The 20,306-nt window shown below is 67.3% G+C and carries 11 protein-coding genes and 1 pseudogene; 5 read left to right on the forward strand and 7 right to left on the reverse strand.

What is annotated here, in order from left to right; genetic code table 11:
- Positions 1 to 36: 36 nt before the first annotated feature.
- The 5 genes from DIE04_RS07920 to DIE04_RS07940 form a co-directional block, all read right to left on the reverse strand.
- Positions 37 to 5,583, reverse strand: a complete 5,547-nt coding sequence (locus tag DIE04_RS07920; RefSeq protein WP_124572978.1) for a YadA-like family protein — start codon at positions 5,581 to 5,583, stop codon at positions 37 to 39.
- A gap of 1,139 nt (positions 5,584 to 6,722) precedes the next feature.
- Positions 6,723 to 7,625 carry a ferritin-like domain-containing protein gene (locus DIE04_RS07925; RefSeq protein WP_124485089.1) on the reverse strand — a complete coding sequence of 301 codons (903 nt, stop codon included), beginning with the start codon at positions 7,623 to 7,625 and terminating at the stop codon, positions 6,723 to 6,725.
- Positions 7,626 to 7,718: 93 nt separating this feature from the next.
- Complete coding sequence (locus tag DIE04_RS07930) at positions 7,719 to 7,937, reverse strand: hypothetical protein (protein ID WP_006749916.1); 219 nt, start codon at positions 7,935 to 7,937, stop codon at positions 7,719 to 7,721.
- 224 nt (positions 7,938 to 8,161) lie between these two features.
- Positions 8,162 to 8,812, reverse strand: coding sequence for an NADPH-dependent FMN reductase (locus DIE04_RS07935; protein ID WP_044844444.1), 651 nt, complete (start codon positions 8,810 to 8,812; stop codon positions 8,162 to 8,164).
- 301 nt (positions 8,813 to 9,113) lie between these two features.
- Complete coding sequence (locus DIE04_RS07940; protein WP_124485090.1) at positions 9,114 to 9,419, reverse strand: NIPSNAP family protein; 306 nt, start codon at positions 9,417 to 9,419, stop codon at positions 9,114 to 9,116.
- Positions 9,420 to 9,741: 322 nt separating this feature from the next.
- Here DIE04_RS07940 and DIE04_RS07945 point away from each other — a divergent pair, with 322 nt between their 5' ends.
- Entirely contained in the window at positions 9,742 to 10,527 is a 786-nt protein-coding gene (locus DIE04_RS07945; protein ID WP_124521390.1) for a GNAT family N-acetyltransferase, read from the forward strand.
- Between the two features lie 78 nt (positions 10,528 to 10,605).
- On the opposite strand, the gene DIE04_RS07950 is transcribed toward DIE04_RS07945, so the two are convergent.
- Positions 10,606 to 11,958 (reverse strand): DUF3999 domain-containing protein, encoded by a 1,353-nt coding sequence (locus tag DIE04_RS07950; RefSeq protein WP_124521392.1) that lies wholly within the window; start codon positions 11,956 to 11,958, stop codon positions 10,606 to 10,608.
- Complete coding sequence (locus DIE04_RS07955; protein WP_124521394.1) at positions 11,955 to 15,362, reverse strand: DUF2339 domain-containing protein; 3,408 nt, start codon at positions 15,360 to 15,362, stop codon at positions 11,955 to 11,957. The genes DIE04_RS07950 and DIE04_RS07955 overlap by 4 nt, the downstream gene beginning before the upstream one ends.
- 356 nt (positions 15,363 to 15,718) lie before the next feature.
- Between DIE04_RS07955 and DIE04_RS07965 the strand changes: the two are divergent.
- The 4 genes and pseudogenes from DIE04_RS07965 to DIE04_RS07980 form a co-directional block, all read left to right on the forward strand.
- Positions 15,719 to 17,130, forward strand: a pseudogene (locus DIE04_RS07965) (glycine betaine/L-proline ABC transporter ATP-binding protein); the annotation flags it as partial.
- Positions 17,123 to 18,019 carry a choline ABC transporter permease subunit gene (gene choW / locus DIE04_RS07970; protein WP_044844439.1) on the forward strand — a complete coding sequence of 299 codons (897 nt, stop codon included), beginning with the start codon at positions 17,123 to 17,125 and terminating at the stop codon, positions 18,017 to 18,019. The pseudogene DIE04_RS07965 and the gene choW, both read left to right, overlap by 8 nt.
- A 117-nt stretch (positions 18,020 to 18,136) precedes the next feature.
- Complete coding sequence (locus DIE04_RS07975) at positions 18,137 to 19,138, forward strand: GlxA family transcriptional regulator (protein ID WP_044844438.1); 1,002 nt, start codon at positions 18,137 to 18,139, stop codon at positions 19,136 to 19,138.
- A gap of 110 nt (positions 19,139 to 19,248) precedes the next feature.
- Positions 19,249 to 20,196 (forward strand): choline ABC transporter substrate-binding protein, encoded by a 948-nt coding sequence (locus DIE04_RS07980; RefSeq protein WP_124521396.1) that lies wholly within the window; start codon positions 19,249 to 19,251, stop codon positions 20,194 to 20,196.
- Positions 20,197 to 20,306: the final 110 nt, after the last annotated feature.

Consider the following 20,306-nt stretch of genomic DNA (forward strand, 5'->3'; position numbering starts at 1 on the left):
CCGGCTCGCGAGCCGGCGGCGTGGCGGCGCGACGGGTTACTTCCACTGGTACAGCATGCCGGCGCCGATCACCTTCTGACCGCCGCTGAAGCCGCCGTTGATCGACGCCTTCAGGTTCTCCGTGATGCGCGCCTGCATGTTGACCGCCATCGCCTTCTGGCCGAGGAAGGTCGACGTGCCGATACCCATCCCGAAGTTGGCGTCGCGATCGAGCTGCGGGATCGACGCCATCGCGCCGACGGCCGCGATACCCTGCTTCGCCATCTGGTCGGTCTGCTGCAGTTGCGAACCCAGCGCGTTGATCTGCCCTTGCTGGCCGGACAAGGCGGTCGACAGCGTCGTCTGCACCTGCGTCAGCTGGTTCACGTTCACCGCGTCGGTGCCTTGCGTACCCGGCGCGACGTTCGTGATCTGGCGCTGCTGCGTGTCGCTGCCGACCGACACCACGTTCGAGCGACCGCCGTCGTTCGAATTCGCGCCGATCGCCACCGAGTTCGAGCCGGCGGTGACGGTCGGCCGGTCGTTGCCGGTGCCGTTCATGTCGGCCGCGATGCCGGTGTTGTTCGCCGCACGTGTCGTGTTGTTGTTGATCGTGGTCGACAACTGGTTCACCTGATCGCCAAGATTCGTCACGCCGGTCGACAGCGAAGCCACCGTGCTGTTCGTCGTGCTCAGGCCGGTCGACAGCGAGCCGATGCCGGTCGAGGTCGACGTCGACAACGACGTGAGGTTGCTGTTCGTCGAGCTGAGGCCCGTCGACAGCGAGTTGATCGCCGTCGAGGTCGACGTGGACAACGACGTGAGGTTGCTGTTGGTCGAGCTGAGGCCCGTGGACAGCGAACCGATACCGGTCGACAGCGACGCGATATTCGACGCGGTCGACGTGGACAGGCTGTTGACCGCCTGGTTCGTCGCGTTGAGCTGGCTGCCGTTGATCGCGTCCGTGCTGGTGGCCGATACCCGGCCTGCCGCGACGTTCGTGATCTGGCGTTCCGCACCCGGTGCGCCGACGCTGAAGACGCCCACTGGCGAGGTGCCGTAGACCGGGTACGTGATGCCGCCCACCGTGACGCTCGATACGCCGACGGCGTTGCCCGTGGTCGAGTTCGCGCCCATCGCGATCGAGTTGGCGACATTGGCCTGCGCGTTCGTGCCGAAGGCGAGGGCGTCGGTTGCCGTGGCCTTCGCATTCGAGCCGTAGGCCTGGGCGCCGATCGCGCTGGCCGTCGCCTGATTGCCGAGCGCGATCGTGTTGTCCGCGGTGGCCTGGTTTGCGCTGCCGAGGGCGAGCGCGCTGTTGCCGGTTGCCGTGTTCGCGTTGCCGAGTGCCACTGCGCCGGTGCCGGTCGCCGTGTCGTTCGCGCCCAGCGCCACTGCGCCGGTGCCCGTCGCGATGCTCGGGTCGCCGATCGCGACCGCGCCGTCGCCGCTCGCGGTGTTGCCGGAGCCGATCGACACCGCCTTGCCGCCGGTGGCCGATGCGTTCTGGCCGATGGCGACTGCGCCCGCCGTCTGCGCGTTCGAGCCGTCGCCGACTGCCACGCTGCTGGCGCCTGCCGCGCTGGCGTTCACGCCGGCTGCCAGCGAGTTGACGCCCGTCGCGCCGTCGTTGGCGTAGTTGCCTTGCTGCGTGCCGTTGTCGTTGACGCTGTAGTAGTGCGTCTTCGCGGCTTCGATCGCGGTCGAGGTCGAGGTGGACAGCGACGTGATCGAGCTGGTGGCCGTCGAGAGACCCGTCGAGGTCGACGTGGACAGCGACAGGATCGTGCTGGTGGCCGTCGAGAGACCGGTCGAGGTCGACGTGGACAACGAGTTGATCGAGCTGGTTGCCGACGACAGGCCGGTCGAGGTCGACGTGGACAGCGAGCTGATCGAGCTGGTCGCCGACGAGAGGCCGGTCGACGTCGAGGTGGACAGCGACGCCACCGAGCTGTCGGTCGAGCTCAGGCCCGTGGACAGCGACGTGACGCTGCTTGCGGTCGACGTGGACAACGACGTCAGCGAGCTGTTGGTCGAGCTGAGGCTGGTGGACAGCGAGCCGATCGAGCTGGTCGCGGACGACAGGCCCGTCGAGGTCGAGGTCGACAGCGAGCTGATCGAGCTGGTTGCCGAGGACAGGCCGGTCGACGTGGAGGTCGAGAGCGATGCGACGGTGCTATCGGTCGAGCTCAGGCCCGTCGACAACGAGCTGATGCCCGTCGAGGTCGACGTGGACAACGAGCTGATCGAGCTGGTCGCCGACGAGAGGCCGGTCGACGTGGAGGTCGACAGCGAAGCGACCGAGCTATCGGTCGAGCTGAGGCCGGTCGACAGCGAGCTGATGCCGGTCGAGGTCGAGGTGGACAGCGAGCTGATCGAGCTGGTCGCCGACGAGAGGCCCGTCGACGTGGACGTCGACAGCGAAGCGACCGAGCTATCGGTCGAGCTGAGGCCGGTCGACAGCGAGCTGATGCCCGTCGAAGTCGAAGTGGACAGCGAGCCGATCGAGCTGTTTGCCGACGAGAGGCCAGTCGACGTGGAAGTCGACAGCGAAGCGACCGAGCTATCGGTCGAGCTCAGGCCCGTCGACAGCGAGCTGATACCCGTCGAGGTCGACGTGGACAACGAGCTGATCGAACTGTTAGCCGACGACAGGCCGGTCGAGGTCGAGGTGGACAGCGACGAAATCGAGCTGTTAGCCGACGAGAGGCCAGTCGACGTCGACGTCGACAGCGAGGCCACCGAGCTATCGGTCGAGCTGAGGCCCGTCGACAACGAGCTGATCCCCGTCGAAGTCGAGGTGGACAGCGACGAAATCGAGCTGTTAGCCGACGAGAGGCCCGTCGACGTGGAAGTCGACAGCGAAGCGACCGAACTATCGGTCGAGCTCAGCCCCGTCGACAACGAAGTGATGCCGGTCGACAGCGACGAGATTGCGCTGCTGGACGACGACACCGTCGTCGACAGCGAATCCACGATGGAATTGGTCGCGAAGAGTTGGGAGCCGTTGATCGCGTCCGTGCTGGTCGGCGTGATTTGACCTGCTGCGACGTTGGTGATCTGACGCGTGGTGCCCGTACTCGCGTTGCCGACGCTCACCACGCTGCTCGGGTTGCCGCCCGCGAACGTGGTGGTTACGCCGCCGACGGTACCCGTTGGCGTTGCGTGGGGCGTGTCGGTGACGGAGCCGCTGCCGAGTGCGACGTCGCCGGTGTTGTTGGCGATGGCATTCGGGCCGATCGCGACCGAGTCGGTGCCGAGCGCCTGGCTGTCGGCTGCCGTCGACTTCGCGTGGAAGTACTTGATGCCCTGGCTGTTGATGCTGTCGATCGCCGAGCCGACGCTGCTGGCGGTCGACGTCGTGCCATTCGCGTTGTACGTCGTGTACGCCGGAGCGGAAACCGTTCCGGTCGTCGGATCATACTTCGCACCGCCGCCGAGGGCGGAGGCCGTGCTGGTGCCGAGATTGTCGGTCTTGGTCGTGACCGTGCTGAGGCCGGTGGACAGTGAGTTGATGCCGGTCGAGGTCGACGTGGAGAGCGAACTGATCGAGCTATTCGCCGACGAGAGGCCGGTCGACGTGGAAGTCGACAGCGAAGCGACCGAGCTGTTGGTCGAGCTGAGGCCCGTGGACAGCGAGCTGATACCGGTCGAGGTCGAGGTGGACAGCGAGCCGATCGAGCTGTTCGCCGACGACAGGCCGGTCGACGTGGACGACGACAGCGAAGCCACCGAGCTATTGGTCGAACTCAGGCCCGTGGACAGCGAGCTGATACCGGTCGAGGTCGAGGTGGACAGCGAGCCGATCGAGCTGTTCGCCGACGAGAGGCCGGTCGACGTGGACGACGACAGCGATGCAACCGAGCTATTGGTCGAGCTCAGGCCCGTGGACAGCGAACTGATGCCAGTCGAAGTCGACGTCGACAGACTGGTGATGTTCGACATAGTCGTGGTTGCGACCGCGTACAGTTGGCTGCCGTTGATCGCGTCCGTGCTCCCTGCGCTGACCAGGCCGGCGCCGACGTTCTGAATGCGGCGTTCGGCGTTGATGGCGCCGACGCTGACCACGCCGCCCGCCGATCCGGCGCCTGCGTACGGACCGAAGCTCTGGCCGCCGATCGTCGAGCTGCTGACCAGGCCGGTGCCGCCGGTCGTGGTGCCTGCCGTCGCGATCGTCGTCGAGTTGCTACCGAGCGCGACCGAGTTCGCGATGGTCACGCTCGACGCGGTGCCGATTGCGATGGCATTTGTGGCCGATGCATTAGCGTTTTGGGAGAGTGCGATCGAGTTTGAACCCGATGCGGTCGCGTTCGCTCCCAAGGCCGTCGCATAGGTGCCCGATGCGACGGCTGCCGCGCCGACGGCGACCGAGCCGGCGGTGCCGCTGGCTGTCGAGCCGTTCCCGAGCGCCAATGCGTCCGAGCCAGTGGCCAGCGACTTGGCCCCGAAGCTGCCGATGGTGCCGAGCGAGATCGCGCCGGTGCCGGTTGCGGTCGCGGCATTGCCGATGGCCACCGCTCCATTGGTGCCCGTGGCCGTCGCCGAGCTGCCAAGCGCGACGGAGCTGTTGGTCGCAGTGGTGCTGTTACCCAGTGCGACGGCGCCCGTACCGCTTGCGGAGGTGCTGTTGCCGAGCGCGACGGCGCCGGAACCGCTCGACGTGTTGTTTGCACCGATCGCCAGTGCACCCGTGCCGGTTGCGCTGTTCGGATCGCCGATCGCGACCGCGCCGTCGCCCGTCGCCACCTGGCCTCGGCCGATTGCGACGGCACCGCCCGCTGACGTGGCGCTGTTGGCCGTCGTGCCGCTCGAACCGATCGCGACGTTCTGGCCTGTCGCGCCCGAGACGACGCTATCGCCTTGTGCAATACCGTACGCGCCATTGACAGTCGCGTTGCGGCCGACCGCGACGCCGGACGTGGCGCCCGATGCAACGGAAGACTGACCGCCGATCGCGATCGAGTCCGAAGCGGCTGCTTGCGCGCCCTTGGTTGCGTTACTGCCGATCGCGATTGCACCCGCACCCGATGCGATGGTCGAGTTTGCCTGGGACAGCGGCGTCGTGCCGTTACCGCCCGCGCCGCCGATCGCGACCGAGTTCAGCGCGTTCGCGGTCGAGCCGAAGCCGAGCGCGGTGGACCCGGCGCCGCTGGCGGTGGTTTCGAGGCCGGCGGCCGTGCCCCACAACGCAGCCGAGCTGAGGAAGCCCATGGCGGTGCCGCCCTTGCCGGTGACCTGAGAGTAGGTGCCGTAGACCGTCGCGGCGAGATTGTTGTTGCCGGATGCGTTACAGCCGGTCACGGTCGACCACGTACCCGAGCCGTCGGTCGGATACGAGTTGGTGTCGCCCATGGTTATGCGCCCGGCTGCCGTGCTGCCGCTGGAGGACGTACAGCTCGATGGCGAAAACTGTCCGAATCCGTTGACTGTCCCGGGGATGTAAGTCGCCGCGCTGGCGAACGATGGCAGACCGATCGTCAGCGCCGCGAGGGCCGCGACCACAACGGCGGACTTGTTCGGCTTGCCCCGTGCCGAATCGTGTTCGGATGCCGCGACCCAGGCGCCAAGGGCTTCGTTCCAGATCGAGCGGTATGTGCGGTTCATGTCCTACTACCTCCAAATATGCACGCCACACACCGGTCTCTTTCGTTAGAGGAATCTGCCGTGCGCTCGCGCGAATCTTAAAATTGATGGGCGGAGTTTATTTGAGGCGATATTTTGAGATTGACAAACAGTGATAAATCGAAGGTTTTGGAAGTTAAAAGATGGTTAATAGATCGTGTTTTGATCTGTTGGTGTGTAAGAAAGTTGAAAATGACTGGAAGGTGGAGTGAAGGTCTCGTGCGGATGCGGTGATGGATGAAAAAAAACCATAAAAATCAACGTTGTGACGTAGTTTTGTGTGTGTTGCCGCACATTGGGTAACCAAAAAAGTAAGACAAATGAAACGACAAACGTTTGCGGCAAACGTTTGCCTTTCTGAGTTGTAATGTCAGGCGGGACGCTGGCTCGTATGCATTCGAGGCTCTTGTTAATTTATTAATACGAGATTTGATGTGGATTTTTAATTGTATTTATTGGTTTGCCGGTAAATCAAAAAAAACATGAGCCACGGATTGTCTGATTATGCTGGTTTGCGCATCTCATCGGCCGCGCGCGCCCGTGGGGCGGGCCTTCCCCGGCGCCGGTTTCTCAAAGTTGTAAAAAAGTGCTACAGGTGCATTGGTACGGCGATTGGGATTCCAGTTCGGAATCTGTTCAATTGACGTACTTCATATGACGGGTTGGGGCAGGGGGAGACGAGGTGCCAGATCGCCCGCGCCGGGCAGTCTTGCAACCGGAGTCGTTGCGATGATGTGGCGGGGCGCCCACGATGACGGCCGAAGACGCGAACGATGGGGGCAACGGGGAGCCGCGAGCAGAAACCCGCATCTGCTTCGCGGTGACTCTACCGTGCTGGCAAGGGGGGCATTCCGCTGGAGAGAAAGACGATACGCAAGCGCGTCGGATGAGCATCGTCAGGCTGACGAGCGTTCGTTGGCTGGCGTGATGCCGCACCCAAATCGCCGGATGCGAGCCGGGGTGTGGTTCGTTCTCGTCCGGAAGGGTGAACCGCGATGAGGATGGCGGCCGCGGCAACGCGACCCGGTTCTGCCACCCGGTCGGGGCGGCGCAGTACATCGTCCCGGACAAGGCGCCGACGGCCGGCCTGCGTGCGTCGCCGGCAATCCGCCGCAGCAGCCTTATTTCCGCATGAATCGCAGCGCGAGGCGCGCCATGCGCGGCACGAACATCGGGCGCAGCAGCCGTTTGTCGTACCCGGCCATGCGCCGGTCGTTCTCGCTGACGCACAGTTCGATCAGTTCGCGCGGATTTAGCGCATCGCCGATGTCGGCAGTGCTCGTCGCCGGAAAGTTCGCGTCGTGCGCGACGCCGTCCGCATCGATCCCGCGCGCGATGCCGATGCGTTCCCGGATCAGGAATGCCCACACGGCCGCCACCCGCGCGAAGAACCACGGCCGGCGCCACCACGGCAAACTCCGCCAGTACCATGCATACCAGTTCACGAAGAACAGGATGTGCCGGCCTTCCTCCTGGATCACGGGCTCGAAGGTGTCGACGAGTTCGGGCGGGAAATAGCCGGAGCGTTGCGCGGAGCGGAACAGGCCGAACGCGAAGAAGCTGTCGATGCATTCGCTGAAGCCGGTCACCATCCACGACCACTCGGGGTCCTTCGGTGCCGGATAGGCCGGTTCGGGGGCGAGCTTGATGCCGTATGCCTGGACCAGCTTCGACAGCACGACCTTGTGCCGAGCTTCCTCGGCGCCGTCCATCTCGAGCGCCCGGCGCAGCAGCGGATCGCCGACGGTTGCGGCGAAGGTGGCGACGCGGATCGACGCGCGGCCTTCGGTCTGCACGGCGATGTCCCAGATCGGCAGCGACGTGAGCCGCTTGAGTTCGTCGGGCTTGAGCGGCGGCCAGTCGATGACGGCCGGTTTGTACGGGTTGTGCGTATCGAGCAGCATGCGGCAGAACATTTGCCTGTGCGCATCGGAACCGATCCTGACCGGACCTTGACGTTCGAAGGTCCAGTTGCGCATGGCGTGATCTGCCGCTGCATGGTCTTCCTGCAGCGTGTCGGACATGGCTGTTGTTATGCGATTACGAGACGAAAGATTCTTGCATAGCTTCCGTAATCGCGCATTTTCGAGCAGCCCTGCTGCTGCCGGGTGCCGCGCTCAGGCCTGTGTATCGACCCAGAGGCGTCCCCAGCGGGACGCATACGCGAGCGCGTGTTCCTCTTCGAAGAAGAAATCGATTGCGTCGAACGATACGGCGCGCGGCGACGGGCCGCCGCTTGCCTTCTCGATCGTCAGGTTCGCGGCGAACAGCCCGTTCGGCAGCCGGGCGGCGGCGGGGGCGACTTCGTAGCCCTTGTAACGGATCGTGCGGTTCATGGCGTGCGCATGGAAGGTTCGGGCTTTCAGCGTACGAAAACCCGCGGCCCGCGTGAACCAATCTTTCGGCCAATGCAAATCACGTGGTGGGCCGGATCGTTATCGGGGTGGGGAGCCGGCATGAAGCAGGCGGCAGCGCTGCGATGCGCGCCGGACTGCCAGACGCGCGCAGCCCGCGCGCGGCGAACGTCGTCGGCCGGGCGCGGGCTGCGGGGAGGCGGGGATTACTGGTTGGCGATCTTCAGCACGGGCGCGAGCGCGTCGACCGACGCGGCATGCGTGGCCGCGCGATGCGATGCGAACGCGAGCGCGAATTCGGCTGCCTGCGAGCCGACGGTCTCGAGCTGTGCGACGACCTTCGGATCCGAGCAGCTGTCGGCGCTCTCGAAGCGCGTTTCGAGCGTGTTCACGGTGGCGCCGAACGGGGTCGGCCAGCCGCGCAGCGCGTGGACGATCGAGCGCAGCGACGTCAGCACGGTGCCGGCGGCCTGCCATCCGTAGGCCGTGACGATCAGGCCGACCGCGCGACCGTCGAGGTACGGGCGCTCGTCGGCGCGCAGTTCCTCGAGCGTGTCGAGCGCGTTCTTCACGAGGCCGGACACGCCGCCGTGATAGCCGGGCGTCGCGATGATGATCGCGTCGGCTTCGCGCACGGTGTCGATCAGTTCTCGCTGCGCGTCGGTCAGCGTCTTGTGTTCGGGGGCGTAGTGCGGCAGCGTATGCAGGAACGGGCCGTCGAACAGGCGCGTGCGTGCGCCGGCGGCTTGCGCGCCGCGCAGCGCGAACGACAGCGCGCGCTCGGTCGACGACGCGGCCCGGGTGGTGCCGCCGATGCCGACCACGAACGGGCGGCGGTGTTGATCGAATGCAGTCAAAGGGCGCTCCTTGGGGATGGCTTGCCCGGCTAAGCACAGGCTTAAAACCAGATGGTAACGACCCCGCCGCCACTCTGAAAACGACTTTTCGTTCTATCGATATGCCAGGCACGCGGGGCGCGCGTGCGCGCGGCGACGCAGATGGATAGCAGAAATGCTTGGTTGGGACGGCGAGCCGCGCTCGATAAGATGGGCCCGTCTCCTCCATGAATGTCTCTACTGACATGGGTTGGCCCCGCCGCGCGGATGCAGGCGGGGCGTTTTTTCGTCCGGCGCCGGAAAGGGGGCGCGATGCGCGGGGTTACTCGAACACCGGCCGGAAGAAGCTGCGCTCGTAGCTGACGATGCAGCGTGTTTCCTCTGCATACCGGAACGCGGCCTGGCACGCGGGATCGGCCTTCGAGCGTTCGCGATAGCGCTCGTACTCGGCGAGACTCGGGAACGAGAACATCGCGAGCGCGATGTTGCTCGCGCCCTCGGAAGGCAGGAAGTAGCCGTGGTGCGTGCCGCCGAATTGCTCGACGAGCGGAATCCACATCTTGCCGTAGGTTTCGAACTGCTCGAGTTTGTACGGATCGATGACGTAGCGAAGGAAGCAGGTGACCATGTGCGCTCGCGGTGCGGTGGAGGATCAGCGAGTCTGGAGCGCGTCGCCGGGTGTGTCAACGACGATGCGGGGCGCTCGCGCGGGGCATCGCAAGTCCGGAATCGCGCGGCATGGGGTCGGCGACGCAGTGTGCGTCACGCATTGCTTGCAGGCACAACGATCGGTGTGTTCGACCACGTGACCGAAGGCGTCGGACGCATGAAAATGCACACCGTCGCGCCATCGCCTCGCTTCGAATTCTCGTCTTTTTTACGACATTTTTTCTTGCGACGCCTCGCGGCGCGCTCCTAGACTTCGGTCATCCTGACCACGGAGCGCTGCCATGTCGATATCCCGGAACACGATCGCCGAACGTTCACCCGCCGCGCCGCCTGCCGTGCGCGCCGACCGGGTCATCGTGCGGCGCTTCGATCCGGCAGTCGACAGCTACACGCAGCTCACCGCGCTGCTGCATCGTGCGTTCGCGCGACTCGGCGCGATGGGGCTCAACTGTACGTGTGTCGACCAGGCCGAGGAGGTCACGCGTCGCCGCGCGGAAGCGGGTGAATGTCATGTCGCGGTGTCTGGTGGTCGCGTCGTCGGCACGATGACGCTCTACGCCACCGATCCGGCGTCGCCGTGTTCGCTGTACCGTCGCGACGGCGTCGCGAGCGTGCGCCAGGTGGCCGTCGATCCCGGCTGGCAAGGCGGCGGGATCGGTGCGACGCTGCTCGCGTTTGCCGGGCAGTGGGCCGCGTTGCGCGGTTATTCGCTGCTCGCGCTCGATACGCCGCATCCCGCGTCGCATCTGCTGGCGTTCTACCGGGCCCAGGGTTTCGACGTCGTCGATATCGTGCGCTTCGCCGGCAAGCGCTATGACAGCGCGATCCTGTGCAGGCGTCCCGTCGCATGCGTCGCGCGTCGCATGCCGCCGGCATCGCGGCGGGGCGTGCGGCCTGTCGTGATGGCGCAATCATGGGCGCTTCGCGCGATCGCGGCGATCCGGGCCGACTGGCGTGCGCGTCGCGGTACGCGCTCGCCGGCGATGGGGGCGGCCGGCGCGGCCAGCTGCCGCTCGTCACCGTGGCGTCCGCGTCCGCACGGCCGCGTCGCGGCGCGAACGGTGTGAACGGTGGGAACTGCGCGAACGGTGCGAGCGGCACCGGCCTGATTCGGCGTGCCGGTGTGCCGGCGTGGTGGCGTGGTCCTACTCGTCGCGAGCAGGCGTGTCGCCGCCGCCGCGTGCGAGGCGCCATGCGATCGTGCCGAGCACGCCGACCGCGACGACCAGCGCACCCCACAGCACGTAACGGCGGGCCGCATCCGTATCGGCTGCCGGCCCGGGCGGGACCGCCGAGGCCGGCAGCGCCGCACCGACGCGCGCGGGCCGTACCTCCGGCGCCATTCCGACCAGCAGCGCATCGCGGCTCACGGCCGACGACGGCAGCGACGCATTGCCGACACCGAGCGTGAACGGCGGCATGCCGCGCGCGACGAAGGTCAGGGCGGCCGGATGCCAGCCGACCGCGACGGCCGGCTGGCCGCCGCCGAGCCCGCCGTTGCGCATGTCGACGATGATTCGCCACGCGCGATCGGGATTCGATGCAAACGCCAGCGGCGGGTTGCGCTGTTCGCCGCCCTTGCCCTGCAGCCGGAACAGCACGGCATTGGCGACCTCGCGCCACGGCGCCTGCGCGTCGGGGCGACTCTGCAGCGTTGCGCGCGCAACCGTATTCGGTTGCGGCAGGTCGATGCGCACGCGGTCGACCGGATAGGCGCCATCGGTATCGAACAGATACTCGCCGGGCGCGCCGCCGGCCCGCACGTGTACGGCTTCGCGCCATTGACGCGGCACGGCAGCGGAGTCCGCCGTGCGCGCATCGTGCGGTTGCGTTTCGATCTCGATCGATCCGATCGCGGGCGCGCCGTCGAGCCAGTCGAGCCGCAGGTAGCGCGGCCCCGCGCCCTCGAGCGCGATGCGTTCCTGCACCAGCAGGTCGCCGCCGCGGCCGACCTTCAGCAGTTGCGTGCTGCCGAGCGAGCGCCAGCTGCGCAGGTCGTCGCTGGCTTCGACGGCGACACGGCCCTGGTAGCTGTCGTCGCTCACATGCACGAGCAGCGCGTCGACCTCGCCGTCCGCATGCGACAGGTCGACGAGATCTGCCGCATGTTTCGCGCGAGCCGGTGCGGTGACGGCCGCGCGCAGCGAGCCGTCCGGCGCGACCGACACGCCGAGCGGCGCCTGACCGTCGTCGGCGCGCGCGGGTGGCAGCGGGAACCAGTGCACCGGCGTGCGCGCCGGCGGCACGGCGGCCGCCGCAGGCGCATCGAGCGAATACGGCACGGGCTCGCCGGCGCCGTTGAACACGCGCACGTCGCCGAGATCGTCGCGCCGGCTGGCCGCATAGACGGCCTGCGGCACGGTGAGCTGGTAATACGCGGCGCTGCCGTCGAGATCGAGCGAGAAGCGCCGCGCGACGCGTTCCGCGCCGGGGGCGCCGTCGGCCGTCGCGAACGACGTCAGCAGGCTCAGGCCGAGCAGGGCTGCGAGTCGTTTCATGGTTGGGTGTCGCCCGGTTGGGCCGCGGCCTTCGGCGGCAGCGGCGAGAAATAGCCGATCAACAGCAGCAGGATGCCGATGCCGATGAACGACACGATGCGTTCGATGCCGGTGACGTGCGACAGGTCGAACAGGAACAGCTTGATCACCGTGAGCGCGAGGAGTGCGGCGCCGACGAACCACAGCGGACGCAAGCCGCGGCGCGTGGCCCCGATCATCGTCGCGAGCGCGCAGAGCGTCCAGTACACGGAGACCGACGCCTGCACGAGCGTCGATTCCGCCATCGCGTCGAATGCGTACGGCACGCCGGTCCAGTGATGCAGCGTGCGCAGCAGGATCGCGTTCAGCCACAGGAAGGCCGTTGCGCCGGCCGCGCCGAGCAGTTCGACGCGATAGTTGCCGAACGGCCAGCCGAGCGTGCGCGCACGCACGAACCACGACGCGGCGAGCGCATAGACCACCACCAGCACGAGGTCGAGCGGATTGAGCAGAGGAATGCGCGCCCAGCTGCCGCCGTCCTGCGTGAAGTTCGCGTAGAAGGTCCAGGCCCACATCACGACGATCAGCGGCAGCGACGCCAGCGCGCACACGCGCGCGATGCCGTTGCGGCGCGTCAGCCACATGCCGGCGAACGCGAACAGGCTCCAGCCGACCATGAACACCTGCTGGATGCCGAACGAGGACAGCACGGCGTCGATGTCGTAGGCCAGGTGGAAACGCTGATGCAGCGTGCGCAGCAGCAGCGCGTTGAACCACAGGAACACGGTCGCGAGCGCGGCGAGGTCGGCCGCCAGCGGATGCCAGGTGACCCCGAGCGTCTTCAGGCGGCGCAGCCAGGTGGCGAACGCGACGAAGATCAGCAGTTGCGCGACGTCGAGCGGATTGAGCAGCGGCAGCCAGAACAGCGGCGACGCATCGCCGTCGCTCGTCACGCTGGCGATGCTCCACAGCCACAGCAGCGCGGCGAGCGGCGCAGCCCCCCATACCTGATACGCGCGCGGGAACGCGGCGACCGGCCAGCGCAGGCGCGAGCCGGGGCCCGACACCAGCAGAAGCAGCGCGCCGAAGCCGTAGGCCCACGCGCTCCAGCTCCACGCGCCTTCGGGGACGAACGCGCGCAGGCGCCAGAAGCCCTCGAGCGAGAACAGCCCGCACAACGTCCAGAACATCAGCGTGTGCAACGGCGCGATCACGGGAACGGGGATGGCCGCCACGGCCAACGTGCCCGCCGCGCCCGCCGCGCCCGCCGCGCTCGCCGCCGGACCGGCTGCCGCCGTGCCGCGCGACTGCCGCAGCAGCAGCGCATAGCATGCGATGACGGCGATCGGCCACGCGAAGGCGCCCATGCCCGACAGCGGCGCCTCGTGCGAATCGAACGCGCGCAACGCGAGGAGCGCGAGCACCGGCGTCAGCGCGAGTGCCGGCCATTCGGCGATCGGCCACGCGAGCTTGCGGCGCGCGACGTGCGCGAGCCACGCGGTGCCGGCGGCGAACAGCGCGGTCGCGTCGACGACGAACCGGTCCGCATGCAGGTCGACGTGACGGCCCGCGTAGACGAGGATCTCGTGCAGTCCGCCGCTCAGCCACCACAACAGCCCCCACGCCGCGGCGGCCGCGCCGACGTCCGGCATCCACGCGTGCCACGCGCGCGCTTCGTCGCGTCCGTGCAGCCACCAGCCCGTGAACAGCCCGGCGAGCGCGATCAGCAGCATCGCGATGTATGCGCTGTTGAGCACCGGCAGCGCGTTCGTGTCGGCCGGGCCGAGCAGGCTCGTGAAGAATGCGCCGGCCGCGGCGATCTGCATCAGCAGGCCGAAGCCGAACGGCGCAAGGCGTTTCTCGCGCACGCCGACCCACACGATCGCCGCGCCTTCGATCGCCCACGCGGCACTGGTCGTCGGGCCCGAGAACGCGAGCGGCACCGCGAGCGTCGCGAAGATCACCGCGAGCGCGAGCATCGCTTCGAACAGCAGCGCGAGACGATCGCGGCGCCGCGCGAGCCAGGCGGCGATCGCGACATAGAACGCCGACAGCGCGACCGCGCTCCATGCGAGCCCGAACGGCATGTCCTTCACGAGCGACGCCTGCAGCGCGGTCGCGACGATCGGCGTGCCGAACACGAGCGTGCCGTCGACATAGTGACGCAGCGCCAGTTCGCGTTTCACCGCGTACAGCAGCGCGATGCCGACATACATCAGGAAGAACAGGATCAGGAACGGCTCGGTGGTCGCGAACAGCGCGGGGCGGTACGCCGTCACGCCCCACGCCGAGCCGATCGTGAACGTGAACACGAAGCCGAGCAGGTTCAGCGGACGCCAGGCCTTGAACCACGCGATCGCGAAGATGCCTGCGTTCAGCAGTGCGTAGTAGCTGAACAGCGCGACATGGCTGCCGTGGCCGGTCGACAGCAGCACCGGCGCGAGAAAGCCGCCCGCGCTGCCCATGAACGCGAGCGGCAGCGCGTTCTGCTTCACCGCGAGGAACGCGCTCAGCGCGCACACCGCGACCATCAGCGGGAACGCCGCGCCGACCGGCAGCAGCGCGTAGAGCTTGGTCGCGGCGAAGATCGTCAGGTACAGGATGCCGATGCCGCCACCCTGCAGCACGAGACCGTACGCCGCGCGGCGCGCACGCACGCGCCAGCCGATCGCGAGCAGCGCGGCCGCGGCGAGCGCCGTGCCGGCCAGGCGGAATTCGATCGGCAGCATGTCGTTGTCGGCCGCGTACTTGAGCAGGAATGCGACGCCGAAGAACAGCACGATGATGCCGACGCGCACGACCGTGTTGCCGCCGAGCAGCCAGTCGCGCGCCGCGCGGAGCGCGCGTTCGGCGATACCGGGTTCGCGGGGTTCGGGCGGGGCGGGTGGGGCGGGCGGCGTGGTCGTTGCGGGCGCACTCGTCGGTGCGCCGGCGGCAGCAGGTGCGGCGCTCGTCCGCGTGGCGACTGCCGGCGCGGGCGCGGGCGCGGACGTCGACGACGGCACGCCGGCGCTCGCGACCGCAGGCTGCACGGATGGTCGAGGCGGGATCGCGGCGGGCGCAGGCGTGATGGCGGAGGGAGGCGTCGACGGCACCTGCGCGGCGCTGCCGGTCGCTGCGGCACCGGCCTTCGCGCCGGCGAGCTGGCCGCGCAGCACGTCGAGCTCGCGCGTGAGCGCGTCGACCGTCGCTTCGAGGCGCGCGACGCGATCGGCGAGCGGCACGGGAGCGGGTTGCGGCGTCGCGGAAATCGCGAACGCGTCGGGGGGCGTACCGCCGTGCGTGTGCTTGCGTTGCTGCAGCGCGTAGCCGATGCAGAACCCGGCCGCCGCACCGAGCAGCGCGCCGTTGGCGGCGGAGAAATCCCCGAACAATGCGGCGATACCGCCCACGATGAAACCGATTGCGGCAAAAGCCCAATTCATCGCCTTGCTCCCTCTCTCATTTCGTTATCGTCCTTCGATCGTCGCGCGGCGCGATCGAGGCTGTTTCCGTATGGCCGGCAGGCGAACCGGCGTGCGCGGACTGCCGGCGCAGCGCCATGCGCAAGGCGCGCGGCGACGTCGCGATCGGCGTGTTTGCCGGAATGTATCACAATGGCCATGGGGGATTTTCTGGGTTGCGGGCGGGCCGCGAAGCATGGCTGCCGCGCGTTCGCGGCGCCCGTTTTCGTACGACCATTCTTTTTGCCGGCGCCGGGCAGGCGAACGGTCCGATCGGACGTGGAATTGTCGTAAAGCGACGCGCGGTTTTTGCGGGTTGTCGTAAAACGCCGCCGCTCGCGCGTCGCGCTGCTGCGCACAAGTCACGCCCGCGATGCCCGCCGGTGCTGGCTGTGCGCGTATTGCGTCGCCGCAATCGGGGGCCGCCGAGCGCCGCGCCCCGCCGGGCGGGCCTGCGGGGTGTGTCGTATTTGCGCAAGCGTTTGTCGTAATTCGTCGGCAGGTCGGGGTTTTTTCTGGCAACTATGTAGGCACGTTGAGTCACACGCGTGAGTCCCCGCTACACGAGGAGAAGGTTTCGATGGATGCCCCCAAGGTCGTAGTCGAAGGTCTGTGCAAGGTATTTGGAAGCAACCCGCAGCAGGCGCTCGACATGCTCGCCGCCGGCGCAACGAAAGACGATGTGCTCAAGCGTACCGGTCAGGTCGTCGGTGTGCACAACGTTTCGTTCGACGTGCAGGAAGGCGAAATATTCGTGCTGATGGGCCTGTCCGGCTCCGGCAAATCCACGCTGATCCGCCTCGTGAACCGGCTGGTCGATCCGAGCGCCGGCAAGGTGCTGATCGACGGGCTCGACGTCGCGTCGGCACGCCGCTCGGCGCTGACCGCGCTGCGCCGCAAGGACATGAGCATGGTGTTCCAGTCGTTCGCGCTGATGCCGCATCGCACCGTGGTGTCGAATGCCGCGTTCGGCCTCGAGGTCGCGGGCGTCGGCAAGAAGGAACGCGAACGCCGTGCGATGGAGGTGCTCGAGCAGGTCGGCCTCGCACCGTTCGCGCACAAGCTGCCGTCCGAGCTGTCGGGCGGCATGCAGCAGCGCGTCGGCCTGGCCCGCGCGCTGGCCGTGAACCCGTCGCTGATGATCATGGACGAGGCGTTCTCCGCGCTCGATCCGCTCAAGCGCCGCGAAATGCAGGACGTGCTGCTGCAACTGCAGAAGGAACAGCGCCGCACGATCATGTTCGTGTCGCACGATCTGGAAGAGGCGCTGCGCATCGGCAACCGCATCGCGATCATGGAAGGCGGCCGGCTCGTGCAGGTCGGCACGCCGCAGGACATCATCGCGAACCCGGCCGACGACTACGTGCGCGCGTTCTTCGACGGCATCGACACGAGCCGCTATCTGACGGCGGGCGACCTGATGCAGACGGGGGCCGTGCCGACCATGTCGAAGTGCGACGCCGCGAACGTCGCGGCGACGCTGAACGGCAGTGCCGAATATGCGTTCGTGCTCGACGCCGCACGCAAGATCCGCGGCTTCGTCACGCGCGAGGCGATCGGTCAGGACACGCCGTCGGTGCGGCCGATCGAAAGCATCCGGCGCGATGCGTCGCTCGAACATGTCGTCGCGCGCGTCGTCGCGAGCCCGAATGCACTGCCCGTCGTCGACGACGACGGCTGCTACTGCGGCTCGGTCGACCGCGCTCTTATCCTGAAGGCCATCACGCGTTCGCGAGGCTCCCATGTCTGAAATGATTCCGCTCGGTACCTGGGTCGACCAGTCCGTTCACTACCTGCTCGATCATGACGCGGCGACGTTCGATGCGATCGGCCGCGCGATCGAGGGGCTCGCCGCCTTCGTCGAGCACAGCCTGCAGGCGATCCCGATGTGGCTGATGATGGCGATCTTCATCGGCGTCGGCTTGTGGCGCGTGGGCTGGCGCTTCGCGCTGTTCACCACCGCGTCGCTGCTGCTGATCTTCGCGACGGGCTTCTGGGATCAGACGGTCATCACGCTCGGCCTCACGCTGTCGTCGACGATCATCAGCCTCGTGCTCGGCATTCCGCTCGGCATCTGGGCCGCGAAGAGCAAGTGGGTCGCCGCGATCGTGCGTCCGATCCTCGACCTGATGCAGACGATGCCCGCGTTCGTCTACCTGATTCCTGCCGCGATGCTGTTCGGTCTCGGCCGCGTGCCGGGGATCCTGTCGACGGTGATCTTCGCGATGCCGCCGGCCGTGCGCCTGACGAGCCTCGGCATCCGTCACGTGAACCGCGAGATCGTCGAAGCCGGCCAGGCATTCGGCTGCACGCCGTGGCAGCTGCTGTACAAGGTGCAGTTCCCGAACGCGCTGCCGTCGATCATGCAGGGCGTGAACCAGACCATCATGATGGCGCTGTCGATGGTGATCATCGCGTCGATGGTCGGCGCGGGTGGCCTCGGCAACGACGTGCTCGCAAGTATCCAGCGCCTCGACATCGGCCTCGGCTTCGAAAGCGGTCTGTCGGTCGTGCTGCTCGCGATCATTCTCGACCGCATCACCGAGAGCTTCGGCCGCGCGCCGGGCACCGCGAAAGCACCGCTGTTCTCGGGCCTGAAGCAGCTGTTCCGCGCGAAGGCCGCGCCCGCGCAAGCGTAAGCAACCGGCGGCCGGTTCGACTTCCGGCCGCCTCTTCCGATTCGATACCGGCTTCCGTGGCGTTTGCCACGGGGCTGGCTGCGTGCAACCTGCTCAACCGTTCGCCAGGAGCTCGATGTGACGTCCGCCGCCGCTGCCGCCGTGCCCGCCGCTCGCGTTTCACCGGTTTCGTCCCTTGCCCATTTCGGCTTCCTGACGCTGCCGCACTTCTCGATGATCGCGTTCTCGAGCGCGGTCGAAGTGCTTCGGATGGCGAACTACGTCGGGCGTGCCGATCACTACCAGTGGTCGATCTATTCGCTCGACGGTGCCCCCGTGCGGGCCAGCAACGGCATCGCGGTGCGGCCGACCCAGGCGCTCGACTACACGAACCTGCCCGACGTGATGATCGTGTGCGGCGGGATTCACATCCGCGAGGTGGTCGACGACGGCGCGCGCGACACGCTCGCGGCGCTCGCCGAACGCGGGCTGCCGCTGGGCGGCATCTGCACCGGCGCGTATGCGCTGATGTCGGGCGGCCTGCTCGACGGCTATCGCTGCACCGTGCACTGGGAGAACCTGTCCGCGCTGCATGCGGAGTTTCCGCAGGTGGGGTTCGCCGACGAGCTGTTCGTCGTCGATCGCGACCGGCTCACCTGCACCGGCGGCACCGCGCCGCTCGACCTGATGCTGAATCTCGTCGGCATGCGTTTCGGCCAGCAGCTCGCCGCGCAGGTGTCCGAGCAGTTCATCCTCGAACGCATCCGCAGCTCGACCGATACGCAGCCGATCCCCGTCGATGCGCGCGTCGGCTTCTCGCGCGCGGAACTGATCGAAGTGGTGCGGCTGATGGAAGCGAACATCGAGGAGCCGCTGTCGCTCGAGGAACTCGCGCGGCTCGTGCGGCTGTCGCAGCGTCACCTGCAGCGGATGTTCAAGGTGTACCTGAACGTGTCGCCCACTCACTATTACCTCACGCTTCGGCTGAAACGCGCGCGCGACCTGCTGCGCACTACGGATGCGTCGATCGCGCGCGTGACGACGACGTGCGGATTCCATTCGCCGTGTCACTTCAGCAAGGCGTATCGCGCGCAGTTCGGTCACGCGCCGAGCTACGAGCGACGGTTGCCGGGGCGCTGACGCAACCCGCGCGAACCATTCGGTCCGCGACGCCGCCGGGATCGCGGCGCGCGGCTTCAACCATCGATCCCGCCCCCATGAAAAACGACGTCACTTTGAGGAGAAGACAGATGAAGCGCCAATTGATCGCAGCGGTATGCGGGATCGGGATGGCCGCGCCGATGTCGGCGGTTTATGCGGCCGACCCGCCCGTATGCAAGAACGTGCGCTTCGCGGACGTCGGCTGGACCGACATCGCTGCCACCACCGGTCTTGCAGCGACGATGCTGCAGGGGCTCGGCTACGCGCCGACCAAGACGATCGCGTCGGTGCCGATCACGTTCGCGGGCATCAAGAGCAAGCAGATCGACGTGTTCCTCGGCTACTGGTCGCCGACGATGGACCCGATCATCCAGCCGTTCACGAAGGCCGGCACGATCAAGGTGCTCGCCACGCCCAACCTGACCGGCGCGAAATACACGCTCGCGGTGCCCGACTACGTGTACCAGGGCGGCCTGAAGTCGTTCGCCGACATCCAGAAGTACGCCGACAAGCTCAACGGCAAGATCTACGGGATCGAACCGGGCAACGACGGCAACCTGCTGATCAAGAAGATGATCGACGGCAACCAGTTCGGCCTCGGCAAGTTCAAGATGGTCGAGTCGAGCGAGGCCGGGATGCTGGTCGAGGTGAACCGCGCGATCCGCGACAAGCAGTGGATCGTGTTCCTCGGCTGGGAACCGCATCCGATGAACGTGCAGATGAAGATCGACTACCTGAGCGGCGGCGACGACGTGTTCGGCCCGAACTACGGCGAGGCGAAGGTGCTGACGGCCACGCCGCCGGACTACGCGCAGCGTTGCCCGAACGTCGCGAAGTTCGTGTCGAACCTGCAGTTCACGACGTCGATCGAGAACCACGTGATGTTGCCGATCATGAACAAGGAAGACCCGAACAAGGCCGCCGCCGAGTGGCTGAAGGCGAATCCGCAGGCGCTCGACAAGTGGCTGGCCGGCGTGACGACGCTCGACGGCAAGCCGGGCCTGCCGGCGGTGAAGGCGTATCTCGGCGTGCATTGAGCGTCGACGTGACCGACGCGCTCGCCGAAGGCGGCGCGCCGGCGTGATGAAACGCGGCCCTCCCGTATCGTGCGGGCGGGCCGCGTTGCTTTCGGGCTGCGCGTCGATCG

The organism is Burkholderia sp. Bp8994 (genome assembly GCF_003853805.1).
Taxonomy (GTDB): Bacteria; Pseudomonadota; Gammaproteobacteria; order Burkholderiales; family Burkholderiaceae; genus Burkholderia.